At 48.7% G+C, this 19,464-nt stretch carries 17 protein-coding genes; all 17 read left to right on the forward strand.

Going from position 1 to position 19,464, the window contains the following annotated elements; genetic code table 11:
- The first annotated feature begins 19 nt into the window (after positions 1-19).
- The 17 genes from tsf (at position 20) to H8K29_RS09570 (ending at position 19,437) form a co-directional block, all read left to right on the forward strand.
- Complete coding sequence (tsf, locus tag H8K29_RS09490) at positions 20-901, forward strand: translation elongation factor Ts (protein WP_186885348.1); 882 nt, start codon at positions 20-22, stop codon at positions 899-901.
- A 156-nt stretch (positions 902-1,057) separates the two neighbouring features.
- Complete coding sequence (gene pyrH, locus H8K29_RS09495) at positions 1,058-1,774, forward strand: UMP kinase (protein ID WP_186885347.1); 717 nt, start codon at positions 1,058-1,060, stop codon at positions 1,772-1,774.
- Positions 1,775-1,858: 84 nt separating this feature from the next.
- On the forward strand, positions 1,859-2,419 hold the full coding sequence (frr, locus tag H8K29_RS09500; RefSeq protein ID WP_186885346.1) for a ribosome recycling factor: 561 nt from the start codon (positions 1,859-1,861) through the stop codon (positions 2,417-2,419).
- A gap of 298 nt (positions 2,420-2,717) precedes the next feature.
- Positions 2,718-3,536 carry a phosphatidate cytidylyltransferase gene (locus H8K29_RS09505; protein WP_186897382.1) on the forward strand — a complete coding sequence of 273 codons (819 nt, stop codon included), beginning with the start codon at positions 2,718-2,720 and terminating at the stop codon, positions 3,534-3,536.
- Between the two features lie 4 nt (positions 3,537-3,540).
- Entirely contained in the window at positions 3,541-4,722 is a 1,182-nt protein-coding gene (gene ispC / locus H8K29_RS09510) for a 1-deoxy-D-xylulose-5-phosphate reductoisomerase (protein WP_186897383.1), read from the forward strand.
- On the forward strand, positions 4,719-6,086 hold the full coding sequence (gene rseP, locus H8K29_RS09515) for an RIP metalloprotease RseP (RefSeq protein ID WP_186897384.1): 1,368 nt from the start codon (positions 4,719-4,721) through the stop codon (positions 6,084-6,086). The genes ispC and rseP overlap by 4 nt, the downstream gene beginning before the upstream one ends.
- A gap of 70 nt (positions 6,087-6,156) precedes the next feature.
- Positions 6,157-8,505 (forward strand): outer membrane protein assembly factor BamA, encoded by a 2,349-nt coding sequence (gene bamA, locus H8K29_RS09520; protein WP_186897385.1) that lies wholly within the window; start codon positions 6,157-6,159, stop codon positions 8,503-8,505.
- Positions 8,506-8,583: 78 nt separating this feature from the next.
- Positions 8,584-9,060 carry an OmpH family outer membrane protein gene (locus H8K29_RS09525; RefSeq protein WP_186885618.1) on the forward strand — a complete coding sequence of 159 codons (477 nt, stop codon included), beginning with the start codon at positions 8,584-8,586 and terminating at the stop codon, positions 9,058-9,060.
- A 3-nt stretch (positions 9,061-9,063) separates the two neighbouring features.
- The gene (gene lpxD / locus H8K29_RS09530; protein ID WP_186897386.1) at positions 9,064-10,125 is read left to right on the forward strand and encodes a UDP-3-O-(3-hydroxymyristoyl)glucosamine N-acyltransferase; all 1,062 of its coding nucleotides are present in this window, start codon (positions 9,064-9,066) and stop codon (positions 10,123-10,125) included.
- The gene (gene fabZ, locus H8K29_RS09535; protein ID WP_186885340.1) at positions 10,122-10,583 is read left to right on the forward strand and encodes a 3-hydroxyacyl-ACP dehydratase FabZ; all 462 of its coding nucleotides are present in this window, start codon (positions 10,122-10,124) and stop codon (positions 10,581-10,583) included. Before lpxD ends, fabZ begins: the two co-directional genes overlap by 4 nt.
- A complete protein-coding gene (gene lpxA, locus H8K29_RS09540) occupies positions 10,580-11,371 on the forward strand; it encodes an acyl-ACP--UDP-N-acetylglucosamine O-acyltransferase (RefSeq protein WP_186897519.1) in 792 nt (263 codons plus the stop codon). Before fabZ ends, lpxA begins: the two co-directional genes overlap by 4 nt.
- Positions 11,372-11,380: 9 nt before the next feature.
- Positions 11,381-12,544: a lipid-A-disaccharide synthase gene (gene lpxB, locus H8K29_RS09545; RefSeq protein ID WP_370527157.1), complete on the forward strand. Its 1,164-nt coding sequence runs from the start codon at positions 11,381-11,383 to the stop codon at positions 12,542-12,544.
- A 58-nt stretch (positions 12,545-12,602) separates the two neighbouring features.
- Positions 12,603-13,382 carry a TatD family hydrolase gene (locus tag H8K29_RS09550; protein WP_186897387.1) on the forward strand — a complete coding sequence of 260 codons (780 nt, stop codon included), beginning with the start codon at positions 12,603-12,605 and terminating at the stop codon, positions 13,380-13,382.
- Between the two features lie 8 nt (positions 13,383-13,390).
- Positions 13,391-14,041, forward strand: a complete 651-nt coding sequence (locus H8K29_RS09555; RefSeq protein WP_186897388.1) for an ankyrin repeat domain-containing protein — start codon at positions 13,391-13,393, stop codon at positions 14,039-14,041.
- A gap of 444 nt (positions 14,042-14,485) precedes the next feature.
- Entirely contained in the window at positions 14,486-16,219 is a 1,734-nt protein-coding gene (locus H8K29_RS09560; RefSeq protein WP_186897389.1) for an ABC transporter permease subunit, read from the forward strand.
- A gap of 99 nt (positions 16,220-16,318) precedes the next feature.
- The gene (locus tag H8K29_RS09565) at positions 16,319-17,629 is read left to right on the forward strand and encodes a nitrate/sulfonate/bicarbonate ABC transporter ATP-binding protein (RefSeq protein WP_186897390.1); all 1,311 of its coding nucleotides are present in this window, start codon (positions 16,319-16,321) and stop codon (positions 17,627-17,629) included.
- Between the two features lie 1,454 nt (positions 17,630-19,083).
- Positions 19,084-19,437 (forward strand): YkvA family protein, encoded by a 354-nt coding sequence (locus H8K29_RS09570; protein WP_186897391.1) that lies wholly within the window; start codon positions 19,084-19,086, stop codon positions 19,435-19,437.
- The last annotated feature ends 27 nt before the right edge of the window (positions 19,438-19,464 follow it).

The raw sequence follows: 19,464 nt of genomic DNA on the forward strand, positions 1-19,464 counted from the left end.
ACCGATTTAGGAGAATAACATGGCAGCGATTACAGCAGCGATGGTTGGTGCTTTGCGCGCAAAGACAGATGCGCCAATGATGGAATGCAAAAAAGCTTTGACAGAAGCTGATGGTGATATGGATCGTGCAGAAGAGATTCTGCGTGTAAAACTGGGTAGCAAAGCATCTAAAGCCTCTTCCCGCGTTACTGCGGAAGGTGTAGTTGCTTCTTATATTTCCGGTAATGTCGGTGCTTTGATCGAAGTTAACTGCGAAACAGACTTCGTTACAAAAAATGATGACTTCATTGCATTGGCTAACACTTGCGCTAAATTGATTGCTGAGCACAATCCAGCTGACGTAGCTGCTTTGGGCGCATTGCCACTCGATGGCAAGACAGTAGAAGAAGTTCGTGCAGCACTGGTTGGTAAGATCGGTGAAAACATGTCCTTCCGTCGTTTCGCACGTTTTGAAACACCAGCTAAGCTGACTTCTTATCTGCACGGCACACGTATCGGTGTTGTTGTTGAATTTGAAGGTGCTGATGAACAAGTTGGTAAAGACGTAGCAATGCATATCGCTGCGATGAAACCAGTTGCTTTGTCGACAGAACAAGTGCCTGCGGAATTGATCGAAAAAGAACGCTCAGTTGCTTCTCAGAAAGCAGCGGAATCTGGCAAGCCAGCGGATATCGTTGAAAAAATGGTAGAAGGTTCTGTGCAGAAATTCCTGAAAGAAGTTTCTTTGTTCAATCAACCTTTCGTTAAAAACGACAAGCAAACTGTGGAGCAAATGCTCAAATCAGTTGGTGCGAATGTGAAAGCATTCACGATGTTTGTTGTTGGTGAAGGCATCGAGAAAAAAGTCGATGATTTCGCAGCAGAAGTGGCAGCTCAAGTAGCTGCGGCAAAACAAGCGTAATCAGGCGTAATAAAAAAACGGGCCGAAAGGCCCGTTTTTTTAAGCTCAGAAAAATAGTTTCAGGATTATTTGGTTTGGATATCACTTCAAATGTGAGCAAACCAAATGATTGCTTGTATTAATTTAATTTCTTAACTTTCCAGAAGGAGTCCTATCATGACAAAACCTGCTTACAAGCGCGTGCTCTTGAAGCTCTCTGGCGAAGCCCTCATGGGCGATGATTCATTTGGCATTAACCGTGCCACGATTGAACGTATGGTGGCGGATGTTGCAGAAATATCCCGCTTAGGTGTCGAGCTTGCTATCGTAATCGGTGGCGGTAATATATTCCGTGGCGTTGCTCCAGGTGCACAGGGCATGGATCGTGCCACCGCCGATTATATGGGGATGCTCGCAACAGTGATGAATGCTTTGGCGTTAGCGGATGCGATGCGCCAGGCAGGGGTGACTGCACGCGTCATGTCTGCGATCGCAATTGATCAGGTGGTTGAACCTTATGTTCGCCCGAAAGCGTTGCAATATCTGGAAGAAGGTAAGGTGATTGTCTTTGCTGCAGGTACTGGCAATCCCTTCTTTACTACCGATACTGCTGCTGCCTTACGCGGGTCTGAAATCGGCGCTGAAATCGTTTTGAAGGCGACGAAGGTGGATGGTGTCTATACTGCAGATCCGAAAAAAGATCCGACTGCGACACGTTTTTCCACTATTTCATTTGACGAGGCCATCTCACGCCATTTGCAGGTGATGGATGCAACCGCATTTGCACTTTGCCGCGATCAGAAATTGCCAATCAAAGTATTCTCTATTGTTAAGCCTGGTGCGTTAAAGAATGTCATTATGGGTGAAGACGAAGGCACACTTGTCCACGTATAATGCAGCGTTTTTGATTGACAGGTTTAATTTTGATAAGGGTCTTTTGCTTTTTAAAGACTGAGAATTGATGTACAGGAGGGCAGTATGAGCGTAGCAGACGTTAAAAAAAATAGTGACCAGAGAATGCAGAAGTCGATTGAGACTCTGAAAGCGGACTTATCGAAAGTTCGTACAGGCCGTGCACATACAGGCATTCTGGATCACGTGATGGTTGATTACTATGGTTCCCCGACAAATATCACTCAGGTTGCTAACGTAACGCTGATTGATGCGCGCACGATCGGTGTTCAGCCTTGGGAAAAGAAAATGCTGAGCACGATAGAAAAAGCGATTCGCGATTCTGATCTTGGTCTGAATCCATCGAGTCAGGGCGATATGATCCGTGTGCCAACACCACCATTGACAGAAGAACGTCGTAAAGAAATGGTCAAGTTGGTAAAGACTGAAGGCGAAGGCGCAAAAATTGCTATTCGCAATATCCGTCGCGATGCCAATGAATCGTTGAAAAAAATGCTCAAGGAAAAAGAATGCTCTGAAGATGATGAGCGTCGCGCACAAGATGATATTCAAAAGCTGACTGACAAATTTGTCGCTGAAGTCGATAAGTTATTGGCAGAAAAAGAAAAAGAAGTGTTGACGGTTTAAGCTATTCACTAAGTCACATTTACTGGTTTTTTTTGGCTCAGATTTTGAATAAGCTGTAAGTAAAACTACTTCTGACTCCTTTCTTTGTTGTGATCGGAGTTGGCGGTAGTTTTTTTTATGCTCACCTGAGGGTGTTATTTCTCAATTATTCGGTCTTTATGAGTCAGGTATTGCGGCGAGGGCAATTGTGAGTATGCAGGATAAAACCGTTTATACTTTGCCCGCAGAGGCAGTAAACGATTGATCGCCCATTTTTTGAGTTCAGTGCAGCACAACATAATCAGACAGAGAGTCATTGATGTTAAAAACCCGCGTTATTACCGCGTTGATTTTGCTGGCCATTTTGTTGCCGGTTTTGTATTCAGGGAATTTCCTCGCTTTTTCGGTGATTGTGGTCGCTTTCTTTGGTGCGGCGATCTGGGAGTGTCAGCGTTTATTTAAAAAGCCACTTCCTTTGCTGATGGCTGCAGGATGGGCTACCTTCTTTGCTTATCTCTTATTTCATCTCGATAGCTTTTCTACGCCATTATTATTTGCCTTGTGTGTTGCCTTCTGGTTGTTACGACTGGTGCCGTTGCTGGCCAAGGGCTTGCCGCCTGAATTCGGGTTTTCAAATGGAATCCTGAGTACGCTGTACGGCATCGTTATCTTTGGATGTTTTATCGCGATTGCCGTGTTATTCAAGGTGTCGCCACTTTATCTGCTCTCCGTCATGGCGATAGTCTGGGTCGCGGATATTGGAGCGTATTTTTCAGGAAAAGCATTTGGGAAACATAAGCTGGCACCATCTATTTCTCCCGGAAAATCCTGGGAGGGCGCTATTGGCGGTGGCGTGGCGGTGCTGTTACTGGCTGCTGGCTCTGTCTATATTCCGGCATTACAAGACACATTCGCGGTACAGATTTTTCTGCGTAAAGGCTGGTTGGTTTTTTTTGGTGTGATGTGTTTACTTTGCGCTGCAAGTGTCATCGGCGATTTATTTGAATCCATGTTGAAACGACGGGTTGGCATGAAAGACAGCAGCAATCTCTTACCTGGCCATGGTGGCGTACTCGATAGAATTGATGCATTGATTCCCGTGTTGCCGCTGGCTGTTCTTCTGGATTTATGGCGTTAATAGTATGAGTTTACAGCGTGTTTGTATTTTAGGATCCACGGGATCTATCGGCGTTTCCACTCTGGATGTGATTGCCAGACACCCGGATCGCTATCAGGTATTTGCATTGACGGCGCACACGCAGATAGAAAAACTCGCAGCCCAGTGTGTGCAATTTCAGCCGCAAGTTGTTGTCGTCGGTTCTGCCAGTGCAGCAGATGCCTTGCGGCATTTGCTCGCAGAAAAAAAATTAGGTCAGATACAAATTCAATACGGGCCTGAAGCTTTGTGTGAGGTGGCCTCGTCTCCGGAGTGCGACAGTGTGATGGCGGCGATTGTCGGTGCGGCTGGTTTACCGGCTTCGCTGGCTGCGGCACGTGCAGGTAAAAAAGTCATGCTCGCAAATAAAGAGGCGCTGGTAATGTCCGGCAACCTGTTTATGGATGCGATCAAGAAAAGTGGAGCGGCTCTGTTGCCGATTGATAGCGAACACAATGCGATATATCAGTGCTTACCTCGGCATTATGATGGTCAGGCTGAACAGCACGGCGTCAGCAAAATTCTGTTAACAGCATCAGGCGGGCCGTTTTTGCATCGCGATATTGCCACGCTGACGGATGTCACACCAGAGCAGGCAATTGCGCATCCGAACTGGGTGATGGGACGAAAAATCTCTATTGATTCAGCCACCATGATGAACAAAGGGCTGGAAGTCATTGAAGCGCACTGGCTGTTTTCGGCGCCTGCCGATATGATCGAAGTCGTGATTCATCCACAAAGCGTTATTCACTCCATGGTCTCTTACAACGACGGCTCTGTGCTGGCTCAACTGGGAAACCCGGACATGCGTACTCCTATTGCCTACGGACTTGCATATCCTGAACGCATTGCCTCTGGTGTATCGCCGTTAGATCTTGTAAAAGTCTCCAAGCTCAATTTTGAAGCGCCGGATTTCGCTCGTTTCCCCTGTTTGTCGCTCGCGTATCAGGCACTGAAAACAGGTGGCTCTGCACCAACGATATTGAACGCAAGTAACGAGATTGCTGTCCAAGCATTTTTAGACGGAAAAATCGGTTTCCGCGCGATAGATCAACTGATTGCACTATGCATGGATAAAATCGCTGTCACTCCAGTGACTGATCTTGATGGCATTCTGGCGGTCGATGCAGAAGCGCGTGCGGTTGCCCATACGATAGTGACGCAATGAAATTGATTCAGACTATTCTCGCATTTATCGTCACACTCGGCACACTGGTGACGATACATGAGCTGGGACACTACATTGCTGCGCGTTTGTGCGGGGTAAAAGTATTGCGCTTCTCCGTCGGTATGGGACGTGTAATTTTCGCCCGTAAGCTTGGTAAAGATCAGACCGAGTGGGCGATATCGCTGCTCCCGTTGGGCGGATACGTAAAGATGCTGGATGCTCGCGAGCAGGATGTGGCGGAAATTCCTCCTGCAGACTTGCCACGGGAATTTTGCCGTCAATCGGTCTGGAAGCGTATCGTCATTGTTGCTGCCGGCCCTGTGGCGAATTTTATTCTGGCGATCATGTTGTATTCGGCGTTGTTTGTTTACGGAATACCTGAGCCAGTCGCAAAAATCCGCGTTCCTTCTGCCACTTCAGTTGCTTATCAATCTGGTTTGCGTCACGGCGACGTGATCTCATACATCAACGGAAAAACGATACAGAGTTGGAGTGAAGTGCATTGGGAATTAATGCAGCGCGCATTGGAAAAAAATAATGCTGAAATTTCTGTTGTTCGTGTCTCCGGTGATCAGCCGGATCAGCAAATCAGGCGTGTCGTTGAATTGCCGCTGAAGCAGTTGAACAGTCAGAATCTTGAGGGCGACTTTATGTCGCAACTCGGATTCTCGCTGGCCCGCCCGCCTGCAATACTCGGTGACATCCTGCCAGACGGTCCGGCCAGTCTCGCCGGACTGAAAAAAGGCGACCTGATACTGAGCATCAACGGTGAGCCTGTGCTTGATGGTCTGGCGTTCACGGAAAAGGTCAATGCTTCTGCCGGGCAGCGCCTGACTCTGCACATTAAGCGTAACAGTGATGAGATTGACGTGGTAGCGATGCCGGTTACAGAAGAGGTAAATGGAACAAAAATCGGACGCTTGAAAATTCAGATGATGCTGGCACCAGAAATGACAGTCGTGCAGACAGGCCTGATCGCATCGATAGGAAAGAGTGTACAAAAAACCTGGGATACCAGCATCGTCAGCATTAAAATGCTGTGGAAAATGATCGTCGGTGAGGTTTCTTTAAAAAACATTACTGGTCCGCTGACTATTGCTGATTATGCGGGCCAGACATCAAGAGTCGGCCTGATCAGTTATCTCAGCTTTATGGCGCTCATCAGCATCAGCCTCGGAGTCATGAATTTGCTACCTATTCCTGTGCTAGACGGCGGCCATTTGTTGTATTATTCGCTGGAAGTTTTGACGGGCAAGCCAGTGTCTGAACGCTTTACTGAAATTGCACAACGTGCCGGAGTAGCATTGCTGATGGCAATCATGGCAGTTGCATTTTTTAATGATATAGCCCGACTAATGTCATAATAGTCAGCTTGATGATAAAAAACTCAATTCTGAACGCCATATTGAGAGTATTGAAAGAACTTTATACCCAATGAAATTACATATCGAGCATTTCACTTTGCCAAAATTTCGTCTTCATTCTATGGCTCTGGCCGCGCTCACTGTATGTTCCGGCAGCGCATTCGCAATACAACCTTTCACAGTAAAAGATATTCGCGTTGAGGGTTTGCAAAGAACAGAGGCAGGTACGGTATTCAGCTATCTGCCTGTCAAAGTCGGTGAAGTGTTTGATGACGCTAAAAGTACGACTGCGATCAAATCTTTATATGCGACTGGTTTTTTTAAAGATATTCAAATCGAAGAGCAAGACGGCGTGTTGGTAGTTTTGCTTGATGAGCGCCCAACTATTGCAGGCGTTGAATTCACAGGCACAAAAGAATTTGAAAAAGATGCCCTGGTAAAAGCATTGAAAGATATCGGCATCGGAGAAACGCGGATTTTTGATAAAGCAACCGTTGACCGTGCAGAGCAAGAATTGAAGCGCCAGTATTTGTCGAAAGGCTTATACGGTATGCAAATTACGACCACGATTACGCCAATCGAACGAAATCGTGTCAAAGTAACTTTCGCGGTAGATGAAGGCGAGATTGCCAAGATTGCGCAAATTAAAATCATCGGCAATAAAGCGTTTTCAGATGGCGAATTAAGAGACCTGATGGCATTAAATACGCCGACATGGTTCTCGTGGTACACCAAAGCCGATCAGTACTCCAAACAAAAATTATCCGGCGATATCGAAACCTTACGTTCGTTCTATCAGAATCGCGGCTATCTGGAAATGCAGATTCTCTCGACGCAGATTTCGATTACTCCCGATAAAAAAGATATTTACATCACGATCAATCTGACTGAAGGTGATAAATATACTGTTTCCAATATCAAGCTCGAAGGCGATATGTTCGGTCGCGAAGACGAACTCGCTTCGCTGATGTTACTCAAAAAGGGCGATATTTATAATGCGGCTCGCCTGACAGAAAGCACCAAACGAATTTCTGAACGCATGGGTAACTTCGGTTATGCGTTTGCGAATGTGAATGCAAATCCGATTCTGGACAAGGAAAAGAAAGAAGTCGCCTTCACCGTTTTTGTTGATGGCGGCAAGCGTGTCTATGTTCGTCGCATTAACCTTGCCGGAAATACGCGGACACGTGACGAAGTTATTCGCCGTGAATTCCGTCAGTTTGAAAGTTCCTGGTACGACGGCGAGAAAATTAAAGCCTCACGTGACCGCGTTGAACGCCTGGGTTATTTTGGCGACGTGAAATTGGAAACGCCGGAAGTGGCAACCAGTGCCGATCAGGTCGATGTGAATTTGTCTGTGACTGAAAAACCAACCGGTAATCTGACGTTCGGTGCAGGTTATTCCAGCGCAGAAAAACTGACATTGTCCGGTGCAATTCAACAGGCCAACGTTTTTGGTAGTGGTGACACGATAGGTTTGGAAATTAATACCAGCAGACAATACCGTACCGTAGCTGTTTCGCATCTGGATCCATACTTTACCGACGATGGTATCAGTCGTAGTGTGGATGCGTATATGAGAACAACGAATCCGTTGATCGGCAGTACGTCTTACTACAAAATTCAGACCACTGGCGGTAACTTACGCTTTGGTGTTCCATTCTCTGAAGTCGATACCGTATTTTTTGGTATGGGCTTTGAGCGAACAAAGGTTGAGACAGACGCATCTAGTCCTTTACCGTACAGAAAATATGTTTCCACCTACGGTAATGGCACCAAAGATCAGACTGCCCTTGACTATGGCGTAGGAACCGCAACGACGAATTCTTTCCCATTGACGATTGCGTGGCAGAGGGATAGTCGCGACAGCGTACTGACACCGACCATCGGACGTTATCAGCGCGCCAACCTGGAAGTTGCTGCGATCGGTAATTTTAAATATTATCGTGCCATTTATAACGCTCAGTATTTCAAACCGATTTATCGCTCTGTGACACTGGCACTGAATGGTGAATTTGACTACGGTCACGGCTTGGGCGGAAACCCTTATCCGGTATTTAAAAACTTCTATGCTGGCGGTATTGGTTCGGTTCGTGGTTATGAGCCTTCATCTTTAGGCACTAAAGATTTCAACGGCAATTCCACTGGTGGTGCCAGTCGCGTGCTGGGTAATGTAGAATTACAGATTCCATTCCCTGGTGCGGATAAGTCGCTGCGTTGGTTCACATTCATCGACGGTGGTCAGGTATTTGATGAAGGTCAAAAAATGCGCACGAGTGATTTGCGCTTCGGTGCTGGTATCGGTATAAGCTGGATATCTCCGGTGGGTCCTTTGAAACTGAGTTTCGGTCGTGCTTTAAATGCGAAACCTGATGATAAGAAACAAGCCTTCCAGTTCCAGATGGGTACAGGTTTCTAATTTAGATTTACATAAGTTTGTGTTACGGAGATTATTTTGAGTCAACATATTACCCCGTCCAAATTGTTCCAACGCTTGATGATTTGTGCGGCTTGCTTCGTCGGCGTTGCTCAAGTTCATGCGCAGGATTCCAGGGTCGCCATTTTTGATTCGCAGCGGGTGATACGTGAATCTGCACCGGCTAAGGCGGCGGAAGCCAAGATAGAGCAGGAGTTTTCCAAGCGCGGTAAAGATCTGCAAGATCTGGCGACGAAAATTAAGGCAATGGCGGACAGGCTGGATAAAGACTCTGCAGTGTTATCAGAGTCCGAAAGAATCAAACGTCAACGTGAGCTGACCGATCTGGATCAGGACTTCAAACGCAAACAACGTATTTTTAACGAAGACCTGAATCAGCGTAAGAACGAGGAAATCGCCTCTTTAGTTGATCGTGCCTACAAAGTCGTCAAGCAAATCGCTGAAACTGAAAAATACGACATCGTTTTACAAGACGCTGTTTTTTATAATCCCCGCGTTGACATAACCGATAAGGTTCTCAAAGCGCTCGCCAAATAAGTTATGACCACTACGAGCACTCGGCTGGGGGAATTGGTCGATCGCTTCGGTGGTCAATTAATTGGTTCTCCAGATATTGTTGTCGTCGGTATCGCTCCATTGAGTGACGCTGGCGATACTCATATCACCTTTCTTTCCAATTCCAAATTAAGGCAGCAAGCCGCAGCGACCAACGCAGCCGCTTTGATTGTGACTGAAGCAGATCATGCGCAGATCGCAGCAGAATATAAGGGGGCGTGCATTATTACCGCTAACCCTTACGTCTATTTTGCACGCGCAGCACAGTATTTTGCTTCGTTGGCAGCGATTCCACCAATGTTGGGAATACATCCTAGCGCCTGGGTCAGCCCACATGCTGTTATTTCGCCCACCGCCAGTATCGGCCCGCATGTCAGTATCGACGCTGAGGCAATTATCGGTGACGCTGTTGTGATTGAAGCCGGTACCAGTATAGGTCGTGGCGTCACGATCGGTGATGGTTCCTTAATTCATGCCAATGTCAGTATTTATGATTATTGCGTCATAGGTCAGCGCGCGATTATTCATTCCGGTGCGGTGATAGGTGCCGATGGTTTTGGTTTTGCGAATGAGCGTGGTGCCTGGATCAAAATTCCACAAACCGGTCGGGTATTGATTGGTGATGACGTCGAAATCGGTGCCAACACCAGTATTGATCGTGGCGCATTGGCTGACACCATCATAGAAAATGGCGTCAAGCTGGATAACCAGATTCAGATCGGTCACAACTGCCATATCGGCGAACACACTGCAATGGCGGGTTGTGTCGGCGTCGCTGGCAGCGCAAAAATTGGTAAGCATTGCACCTTTGGCGGTGCGGCGATGGTGCTGGGACATTTAACGATCGTCGATAACGTCCATATTTCTTCCGGCAGCATGGTATCCCGCTCAATTATGGAACCAGGTCAATATACCGGATTCTATCCATTGGCAAAAAATGCAGACTGGGAAAAAACGGCGGCGATTGTCCGCAATCTTTCCGGTATGCGTGAAAAAATTCGCCAACTTGAAAAAACAATTAAAACATTGACTGAGAAATCATCATGAACACACTGAACATTAACGAAATCAAAGAATATCTGCCGCATCGCTATCCAATGTTATTGGTCGATCGCGTATTGGATTGGGAACTGGGCAAGAGCATTACTGCGATCAAAAATGTGACGGCGAATGAGGAATTTTTCAACGGTCACTTCCCGAATAAACCAGTCATGCCTGGCGTTCTGATGATAGAAGCCCTCGCACAAACGGCAGCGATACTGTCATTTCTGACGATGGGTCAGAAGCCCGATGAAAAAACCATTGTGTATTTCCTCGGTATTGACGGTGCCCGTTTTAAACGTCCGGTTGAACCAGGTGATCAACTGAAAATGGAAGTGGAAATTCTGAAAGTGGCACGCGGTATCTGGAAATATAAAGCCAAAGGTACGGTTGATGGTCAGTTGGCACTCGAAGGCGAGCTAATGTGCACCATGCGTACGACTGACGACGCAACGGAGAAATAATGGCTATCCATCCAACGGCGCTGGTTGATCCCAAGGCAAACCTTGACAGCACGGTTGAGGTTGGCGCATACGCTATTATCGGCCCGCATGTCAGCATTGATGCGGGGACAAAAATCGCTGCACATGTGGTGATCGATGGGCATACAACGATCGGCAAAGATAATCACTTTCACTCGTTTTCGTCTATCGGCGGCCCGCCGCAAGACAAGAAATATGCAGGCGAAGTGACTTATCTTGAGATCGGTGACCGCAATCTGATTCGTGAATTCTGCACATTCAATTGCGGAACCGTGCAGGATAGAGGTATTACCAAAGTTGGCAGCGATAACTGGTTTCTTGCCTATGTGCATATTGCGCATGATTGCACTGTCGGTAATCACACCATTTTCTCGAATAACGCGGCACTGGCAGGTCACGTTGAAATCGGTGACTGGGTCATCATGAGCGGTTTTTCTGCAGTTCATCAGTTCTGCAAGATCGGGCCGCACGCGTTCGTTGGTATGAATACCAGCCTGACGCAAGATGTGCCACCGTTTGTTTTGTTGTCCGGCAATCCGGCGCAAGCGCATGGCGTGAATCTCGAAGGGCTGAAGCGGCGGGGTTTCAGTCGCGATCAGTTGAATGCGATCCGGCAATCATACAAGCTGATTTACAAATCCGGGCTGACGCTGGAAGAATCTAAAGCCGCACTGGATGAGCAAATGTTGAGCCTTAGTGCAGACTCGGCGGCGCAGGTAAAACTGATGCGTGATTTCCTCGACGCGTCAACGCGCGGCATCGTGCGCTAAGGAACACTCGTGTCACTCTCAGCATCATCACGTCCTATCATCTCTATGGTCGCCGGGGAAACCTCCGGTGATATGCTGGCTGCCCGCTTACTATCTGGTTTGCGCCCGCGTTTACCTGATTCGCTGATGCATGGAATCGGTGGGCCGCGTATGGCGGAGCAGGGCTTTGTCAATGACTGGCCTATGGATAAGCTGTCGGTACGGGGTTTGTTTGAAGTGCTGATGCACTACCGTGAAATCAGCGGCATACGTAAAAATCTCAAGCAGCAGTTACTCGCAGAAAAACCGGATGTTTTCATCGGTGTGGATGCGCCCGACTTTAATCTGGATCTTGAAATACAGTTAAAGCAGGCAGGCATTCCGACCATTCATTACATCGGCCCATCGATCTGGGCATGGCGCGGCGGCCGCATTAAGAAAATTGCCGAAGCGGTATCTCACATGCTGGTGATTTTTCCGTTTGAAGAACAGATTTATCGCGATGCAGGCATTCCTGTGACTTACGTGGGACATCCGCTGGCACAGGTCATTCCTATGGAAATCGACACTGCCGTTGCGCGAGAAGAGCTCGGTCTGGATCCTCGATTTAAGGTCGTCGCCATTCTGCCAGGTAGCCGTATTTCCGAAATTAAATATAACACCGAAGCATTTATCGGTGCCGCAAAAATACTGATACAGCGCGATCCAAATTTACAGATCGTGGTGCCGATGGCGGGTAATAAACAGCGTAGTTACTACATCAAGCTGGTGGTCGCCGCGCGCCTGGAAGGTGTACCGATTTTGCTGATCGATGGCCGCTCGCATACGGCGATTGCTGCGGCAGATGCGGTACTGGTTGCCTCAGGCACAGCGTCTTTGGAAGTTGCGCTGTTCAAGAAGCCGATGGTAATCGCCTACAAAATGATGGAAGCATCATGGCAGATACTCAAACACATGGGCTACCAGCCCTGGGTCGGTTTGCCGAATATACTTGAAAAAGAATTTGTGGTTCCTGAGTTCCTGCAATCTGCTGCCACGCCTGAAGCGATGGCAGATGCGATCTGGCTGCAACTCAATGACGACAATATGCAAAAGAATCTGAAAGACAGATTCACAGCGATGCATCACAGCTTATTGCGCGATACCGCCAATATATCGGCGCAAGCAGTGTTAGATGTGATCGCGCGCCGCTAAAAGCTGCATATCTGTTGCCGATACCGCCTGATTAGGCATTTACCTTAGACTGTTAATTATGTACGTCGATTCTCATTGCCATATCAATTTTCCTGAACTCGCTGCGCGTATGCCGGAAATCATGCAAAAAATGGCGGATAACGGCGTCACCCATGCACTCTGCGTGTCTGTGGATTTGCCCGATTTTCCGCAAGTGCTTGCCTTAGCGGAGCAATATCCGCATATTTACGCATCGGTCGGCGTGCATCCTGATTATGAAGATACGCCAGAGCCGAGCGCGGAGCAGTTGGTCGAATTGGCGCAACACCCACGCATCATCGCCATCGGAGAAACCGGGCTGGATTATTTCCGTCTGAAAGGTGACCTCGAATGGCAGCGTGAACGTTTTCGTCAGCACATCCGCGCCTCGCGACTGAGTCGCAAGCCTTTGATTATTCATACCAGAGCCGCCGCAGAAGATACGATACGTATTTTGCGCGAAGAGGGCGCAGGAACCGCAGATGGTGGCGTCGCAGGCGTGATGCACTGTTTTACCGAATCACTGGAAGTCGCATTGGCTGCGATAGAAATGGGTTTCTATATTTCTTTCTCAGGTATTCTGACTTTTAAAAGTGCCAAAGATTTACAAGCGGTGGCCAAAGCCTTGCCGCTGGAGCGCATACTGATAGAAACCGATTCACCTTATCTGGCACCGATGCCGCATCGTGGCAAAATGAATGAACCCGGTTTTGTGCGTCACGTCGGCGAATTCCTCGCGGATATCAAAGGCGTTTCCGTGACAGAAGTACAGGAAACCACCACGAAAAATTTCTTCAAGCTATTTCAGTTTGCCCATTGAGGTTCGCCATGCGCTTAACGCCTGCTGCTTTACTGCTTGCTCTTGCTTGTCTGATGCCGGTCGCAGCAAATGCTGACGCTTATGCTGATTTTGTTTTCGCAGTCAAATTCAATGACGCACCTGCAGTTCAGGAATTTTTACAACGCGGCATGGATGTCAACTCGGTAGAAGAATATCGCGGCGAATCAATGCTCATGACGGCACTCAGAAATAAGTCCATGCGCGTTGTCGATGTGTTGCTGCAAGTGCCGGATCTGAACATCAATGCCCGCGCAAAAAATGGCGATACCGCGTTGATGGTCGCCAGTTTTCTGGGGAATGCCGATGCAGTTAGAAAAATCATTGCCCGTGGTGCCGAGGTCAATCAGCCGGGCTGGACGGCGCTGCACTATGCTGCCGCGAATGGCAGTGTCGAAGCGATCGCCTTATTGCTCGAACATCACGCCTACATCGATACCGAATCACCGAATAAAACGACGCCACTGATGATGGCAACCCGTTTTGGCAAACTTGATGCCGCCAGGCTGTTGATAGGTGAGGGTGCTGATCTCACGCTGAAAAATGATCTCGGTATGACTGCGCTTGATTTTGCGAAGGAAAGCCAGCATGGCGATCTGACGGAACTTTTACAGCAATCGCTCGTGGCGCAGAAAAAGTAAATCTACATCGCTGATTTTTGTTTCTTATTGTTCTGATTGCAGTGCAGCATATTGTTTATTCACGAAGCTCTGTGTTAAAGTTCGGACTTCTTAATTTTGGAGTTAATTCTGTGGACAGTTATAGTTGTCGATCCCCGATCGAGCTTAACCTGGCAATGTAAGCACAGATACTCTGCTGCTACCTTGCCATCTGGCGGGTAGTAGTTTCTTCAGCGGTTTTCTTCCGTATTTCGCTGCACTCCTACTTACCCAATTTGTTTTTTTCTGTCTTCCGTTGTGGTCGCGTGGTTTCGCTTACCACCGCTGCGGAGTAGAATGCATCTGTCTATGCTGCTGGCACGATTGTCAGCAACAGGGGAGGTAGTTTGTTGCGCATCACCTTATTTTGTCAGGCTTATCTGACATCTTCTTTTTTTGCGTATGTCCTGAGTTCCGGAGGTACGCATGTTTGAATTATTCAGACTCCGTTCACGCGAAGACGCAGTTGATAGCGGCGGCCCGAATCGCTGGGATTGGGCTTTATTACCGCTGATTCTTGCCCTGTTAAGCATATTTGCGTTTGCAGCAATGCAGATGAGCCGGCCGTTCTCGGTTGGTGAAGCCTTGCAGGTATCGCTTGATCCGTTTTATTTGCCCTATTATCTGCTGCGCACGATCTTGCGCATGTTTACCGCACTCGCTTTCTCGCTGTTATTCAGCCTGATTTTTGCCGCGATTGCGGTCAAATACATCACAGCCGAAAAAGTCATGATTCCGGCGCTCGATATTCTGCAATCAGTACCGATTCTGGGTTTTCAGGTGATCGCCATTGCGCCGTTTATTGCGCTGTTTCCCGGCAATTTACTCGGTGTGGAATGTGCGGCGATCTTTGCGATCTTTACTTCGCAGGCTTGGAATATGGCGTTCAGCCTGTATCAGTCGATGCGCAATGTGCCGGCAGAATTACAAGAAGCCGCGCACATTTTCCGGTTGTCGAGCTGGCAGCGTTTCTGGCGGCTGGAGTTGCCGTTTGCGATGCCAGGCTTGCTGTGGAATATGATGATGTCGATGTCGGGCGGCTGGTTTTTTCTGGTGGCAGCAGAAGCAATTTCTGTCGCCGGACAGGATATTAAATTACCCGGTATCGGCTCTTATATCGCAGTCGCCATCGAAGCCAAAGACGGCCATGCGATTGCCTGGGCCATCGCTGCCATGCTGAGCGGCATACTGCTGTACGACCAATTGTTTTTCCGCCCTTTGCTGGCGTGGGCAGACAAGTTTCGTTTTGAAGAATCGCAAGGCGATACCGCGCAACAATCCTGGTTGCTGGACTGGATGCGCAACAGCCGCTGGGTGCGTACCTGGACCGAGCAATTCTGGTCCTTGATGAGCCATGCGCTGTCGTGGTTCAGCGTCAGCTACGACGGCACATCAACCCGCGCCGCCAAGAAAACGATCAGCCCGCTGTGGTCACGTGTTTTTGATGGTGTACTGATTGTCGTCACCATGCTGGCGATCTACCGGCTGGTGACGTTCATACACAGTGATGTCGGCTGGAGCGAAGTGGCGCACGTCGCTGGTCTGGGTGTGATCACGCTGATCCGCGTCATGCTACTGATCGCGCTGGCCTCACTGGTGTGGGTGCCGATTGCGGTCTGGATAGGTTTGCGCCCGCAGTATTCGCAAAAAGTGCAGGCGGTGGCACAGTTTCTGGCGGCGTTCCCGGTCAATCTGATGTTTCCGCTGGTGGTGCTGGCGATGGTGTCACTCAATCTGACGCCGAATATCTGGCTCAGCCCCTTAATGGTTTTCGGTACCCAGTGGTACATTTTGTTTAACGTCGTTGCCGGCGCGGCGACGATACCGAATGAATTGCGTCTGGCGGCAGATAATCTGGGCCTCAAAGGCTGGCTGAAATGGAAGCGCGTTTATCTGCCTGCGATTTTTCCGAGTTACATCACCGGTGCAATCACCGCCAGCGGCGGCTCGTGGAATGCCAGTATCGTTGCGGAATATGTCACCTGGGGTAAAACCACGCTGATTGCTGATGGGCTGGGCAGTTACATCAAACAAATGACCGAAGCAGGGGATTTTCATCGCATCGCCCTCGGTATCGGCGTGATGTGTATTTTTGTGATGCTGCTGAACCGGTTTTTCTGGCGCAAATTGTATTTGCTGGCCGAAGACCATATACGCTGATTTGCATAGCACGCCTCACAAACTGCTCATCCTGCACATACGCATAACGACCATGAAACGCAGCGGCAGCCAACAAACGCCGCTGTCAGGAGAATACACATGACACAAGCTTTACTGATAGACCTGAATCAAGTCGCCAAATCATTTAAAGCCACCGACGGCAAATCACGCCTGATTCTGGATAAAGTTGATTTTCAACTCAAAGACGGCGAAATCGTCGCCTTGCTTGGCAAATCCGGCTCAGGCAAATCGACACTGCTGCGCATCATGGCGGGCCTGATTCCCGCCGACAAAGGCAAAGTCGCCTATCGTGATAAAGACATTTACGGCCCGGTTGCCGGTATCGCGATGGTGTTTCAATCGTTCGCCTTATTCCCGTGGCTGACGGTGCAACAAAACGTTGAACTCGGCTTAGAAGCGCAGGGCGTGCCTGCGTCCGAACGCGAACGTCGTGCCGATGCCGTGTTAGAGCTGATCGGCCTGGCCGGTTTTGGCGGCGCGCTGCCACGCGAACTTTCTGGCGGCATGAAGCAACGCGTCGGTATCGCCCGCGCGCTGGTAACGAACCCCGACATTCTGCTGATGGACGAAGCCTTTTCTGCGCTCGATGTGCTGACCGGTGAAACCCTGCGTAATGACATGCTGAAACTCTGGCAGGATAAAAAAATCTCGACCAAAGGCATACTCATCGTCTCGCATAACATCGAAGAAGCCGTGATGATGGCCGACCGCATCATCGTCTTATCCAGCGACCCCGGCACTATCCGCTGCGAAGTCAAGATCGATCTGCCGCGTCCGCGTGATGTCGATGCCGTGGAAGTGCGCGCACTGATTGATGAAGTCTATGGCCTGATGACGATGCGCCACGCCCACGAAGCCACCGCCGAAACCTCCAACGCTCGCCATCTTGGCTATCGCTTGCCCGATACTAATGTCAGCCGCATCGAAGGCGTGCTCGATATGCTGGCCGACGTGCCGTTCAACGGTCGCGCCGATTTGCCGCAACTGGCCGAAGAATCCGAATTGTCCGACGAAGAATTGTTCCCGACTTACGAAGCACTGAGCTTGCTGGGCTTTGCCGTGCTCGACAAAGGCGACATCATCCTGACCCCGATGGGACAAAAATATTACGAGGCCGAAAAGAATCACAAACAGGAACTCTTCGGCCAGCAACTGCTGACCCACGTGCCGCTGGCCGCCCACATCCGCCGCAATCTGGAAGCCGAAGTCAGCGCCAGTCTGCCCGAGCAGCCACTGCTGGAATTGCTGGAAGAATTCCTCAAAGCCGACGAAGCCAAACGCGTACTGGAAGTCGCCATCGAGTGGGGGCGTTACGGCGAAGTCTATGAATACGACTACCACACGGGGCGTCTGACCTTGCCGGAAGATACGGAGCAAAAACCTTTGTAATGTACGGCTCAATTTGCCAGCGTGGGATGCAGGCAAATTGAGCATAGCCGCAGAAGCGGTGCACATGGCTAGTCACTATGCTGTACTCCCGTACTTGCGGGATTCTAATCAAGTAATAGGTAACACTCCATGCGAATATCTATAAAGAGAGGCAATGGAACTTTTAGTTACGCTATTTACTTACCTGTTTTTGAATTTTTTTTCAGTCTCAATGTTTGAGGTAAGGGCCGTCTTGAGGCACCACGCTGGAGGATGGTTCTCCTTGACCGGAAGGTTAGGGTTCGCAGGCACCTTCGCACACTAAGAACTCGAACTTTAGAAATTCGACGTCGTTTTTGGGTTGGTCTAAGAGGCTTTCGGAGAAAGAAAAGTGAGAACCGTTGGAGAGTTTGATCATGGTCTTTATATGCCTGATGTATGTTGTCGGCTCCTCGAACAACTATATAAATACCAGCGGTAAGTAGCGCCAGATAGAAGCTGGTACTGGTAGGCGCCCCAGACCATTGCTCCAAATTCACCCTGTGCATACCAAAAAATACCCCAACTCCTATCTCTGTAAGTCCATACAAAAATCTTTGCTTGTAGCGAAACCAAAAAAGCAGACAACCAGCGAGACACACAGCCAATCCGGTCACCACCATGAATTGGGATTGATTAGTGAGAGGGGCTAAATTTTCCCAAATTAAATTTAGTTGAGACCATATATCAATGCCCAGCGCTATCGCACCATACATAGCTAGTACATAACTGGCTGAAAATACAGTTGTTCCACCAACCCAGTAAATCACATCCCATTGATCTGGGATTTTTCGCATCCAAATCCGAGCTATTATTCCAACTATTTGATAGCAGACAACTAACCCAAAAAAGAATGGGAGCACATTTCCCACAATGGAAAAGAGCGTTCTTGCGTAGAGGACGTAAAGAATCAGTGCGCTATAGATAATCTCAGAAGGCAAGTGCTCGACTTTGAATCGGAAAGAATCCAGTACGGCTTTTCTAGTTTCGGTGCTCATTAGAGGACTAAGGTTTTACCCTAACTTGTTTTAAAGTACAAAAACCAACATTAACACAACGATGCAAATATGACAGTAAACTTCAATCTTCTCAAAATCTGCACGTATGGACTCTACGTCAGGTGTGGGAAGTCGATGGCAGGCTTATCTAACGCGCCAAGGCTATTGATGAATTACTGCTACTTTGGGAGATAATTCCAATGCTCTCATTCGCGGAGTCATTCAATATGGGATGTAGCGAAGGCTTTCACTGCTCATAAAACAAGGTATACCTGCGTGGTTGTATGCGCGACGGATAAAAACAGGGGAGTATGTGCAGTTTTCGCCTTATTCTCAGCGTATTCATTGAGCTATTAAATATACTCCCCCCAGTATTTTTTGCCGTTCTGTGGCGTAAAATCAGGGGTGTTGGGATGTTTTTTTGAGAAAGGATGCGCGATGACGACGCCGGAAAATACCGCTTATTCGGACAGCAGTTTCTGGGAAAAGCTCAAAGGCTTTGCGCTGAAGGCGGGGCGTGAGGTGATAGAAAAGGCGCTGTATCTGTACTATGCGGCGCAGCGTCCGGAAACACCGGCGTGGGCGAAGACGGTGATATATGGCGCGCTGGCCTATTTCATTTCGCCGCTGGATGCGATTCCCGATGCGATTCCGCTCGCGGGTTACAGTGATGATCTGGGTGCGCTGGCGGCTGCGGTGGCGATGGTGTCGCTGTACATCACGGCAGATGTGAAGGCGCAGGCGAAACAAAAATTGCAGAGCTGGTTTGGTAGCGAGGCTGCTTCAAGCTGAAGCAAGTCAGACCGTCTTCAGCTCATC

It is taken from the genome of Undibacterium sp. CY21W (assembly GCF_014284265.1).
Lineage (GTDB): Bacteria > Pseudomonadota > Gammaproteobacteria > Burkholderiales > Burkholderiaceae_D > Undibacterium > Undibacterium aquatile.